The sequence below is a fragment of the Kitasatospora sp. NPDC007106 genome (genome assembly GCF_040634455.1).
GTDB classification, from domain to species: domain Bacteria; phylum Actinomycetota; class Actinomycetes; order Streptomycetales; family Streptomycetaceae; genus Kitasatospora; species Kitasatospora arboriphila.
In genome coordinates, this window is the sequence record NZ_JBEYFP010001203.1 from 1 (window position 1) to 1,451 (window position 1,451).

At 73.7% G+C, this 1,451-nt stretch carries 2 protein-coding genes and 1 pseudogene; all 3 read right to left on the minus strand.

What is annotated here, in order from left to right; translation table 11 throughout:
* A partial coding sequence (locus ABZ641_RS37155) for a winged helix-turn-helix domain-containing protein (RefSeq protein WP_359988989.1) occupies positions 1–307 on the minus strand: 307 nt, incomplete at its 3' end.
* Positions 308–422: 115 nt separating this feature from the next.
* Positions 423–986, minus strand: coding sequence for a hypothetical protein (locus ABZ641_RS37160; protein WP_344623757.1), 564 nt, complete (start codon positions 984–986; stop codon positions 423–425).
* Between the two features lie 4 nt (positions 987–990).
* Positions 991–1,451: pseudogene (locus ABZ641_RS37165) on the minus strand (Crystal protein ET79); the annotation flags it as partial.

The following is a 1,451-nucleotide window of genomic DNA, read 5'->3' on the forward strand; positions in this document are numbered from 1 at the left end:
AGCGGCGGGCGTCGACCCGGTCGGCCGGGGTGCGCAGCAGGTAGCCGTCGCCGGCCGTCACGATCGCGGCGCGGCCGGTCGGGTGGAGCTGTCGGCGCAGCTGCGAGATGTGGCCCTGGACGGCGGTCCTGGCGTGGGTCGGCGGCCGCTCGTGCCAGAGGGCCTCGCCCAGCCGGTCGGTGGTCACCAGGGCGCCGTCGGCGAGCAGCAGCATCGCGAGGACGGTGCGTCGTTTCGGCGGCCCGAGGTCGACGCCCGTTCCGTCGCAGTGCGCCTCCACCGGGCCGAGCAGACGGAAGTCGAGCAACGCGTTCTCCCCACGGTTCGTCCGCTGAACGGTGGGGAGCTACCCGACTTGACCGTGTTCATACACGTGCCCCCGATCACACCGGGCGATCGGGGGCACGGGCACCACGGGGCTGCTACATGTGGGCGTTGACGACGTACCAGAAGTAGGCGGTCGCCGCGGTGACGGCGACGTTCGCCGCGTTCAGCGCGAGGTAGCGGCCGGTGACGCGGTTCCGCAGCGCGACGGTGCCGCCCGGGCCCGCGACCGCCGTCCAGTCCCAGGTGCCGCCCTGGCCCCAGTTCGCCTCGACGGCCCCGTTGTCGTCCTGGAGGCTGCCGCCGAAGTCGACGTTCTGGAGCTCGACGGTCCCGTCACCGGCGACCCGGGCGGTCCACAGCGCGTGGTGGTACTGGTTGCCGTACCAGAGCCTGCTCGCCCGGGCGACGATGCTGTTCCAGCCGACCTCGCCCAGCCACTGGTCGGGCGCGTGCTGCGGCGCCAGGACGTAGTGCTGGCCGTCGCTGATCGCCGACAGCGCGGCCGGGCCCTTGGCCGGCACACCGACAGCGTTGCTCGTGGTGGCGGCGGTGGCCGCGGTGGCGGCCCCGGCGGTACCCAGCGGCAGGAGGGTCGCCGCGGCGAGTGCGGCCGCGGCCAGCGCCCGGGTGCCGGGCGGGGTGCGCAGGATGCGGGTCATCGGCTCAGCCCTTCCGCACGGTGAAGGCCACGTAGGCGTTGTCGCCACCGCCGCCGTCACGGCTGCAGGTGTAGCCCTCCGGCACGTCGCAGCCGTACTTGTTGCTGCCGGAGTACGGGTTGTCCCACCAGATCGAGACGTTCCCCACCCCGTACATGTTGTAGACGGCCCGGCCCTCCGTGCCGGTCATGAAGCCGTTCGACTCCGACTGCCAGGCGCCGTTGGACATCGGGTACACCGCGTCCGGCGGCAGCATGTTCTCCGTCCACGTGCCGTGCTGCAGGGCGGAGGACGTGCGCTCCAGCACCGACGTCGTGCGGTTCTGCAGCGCCACGTGGGTGCTCCTGGCGGCCGCCTGCACGGCCGGGGCCTGCCGCTCGGCGGCGGCGGCCGCGAGGGCCGGGCTGCCGCCGAGGGTGAACGCCACCGAGGCGTTGTTCCCGCCGCCGCCGCTCCACGAGCAGG

What these genes read in the sequence shown, in the direction of transcription:
- ABZ641_RS37160 (WP_344623757.1), bottom strand. Translation starts at nt 986, where the DNA reads ATGACCCGCATCCTGCGCACCCCGCCCGGCACCCGGGCGCTGGCCGCG.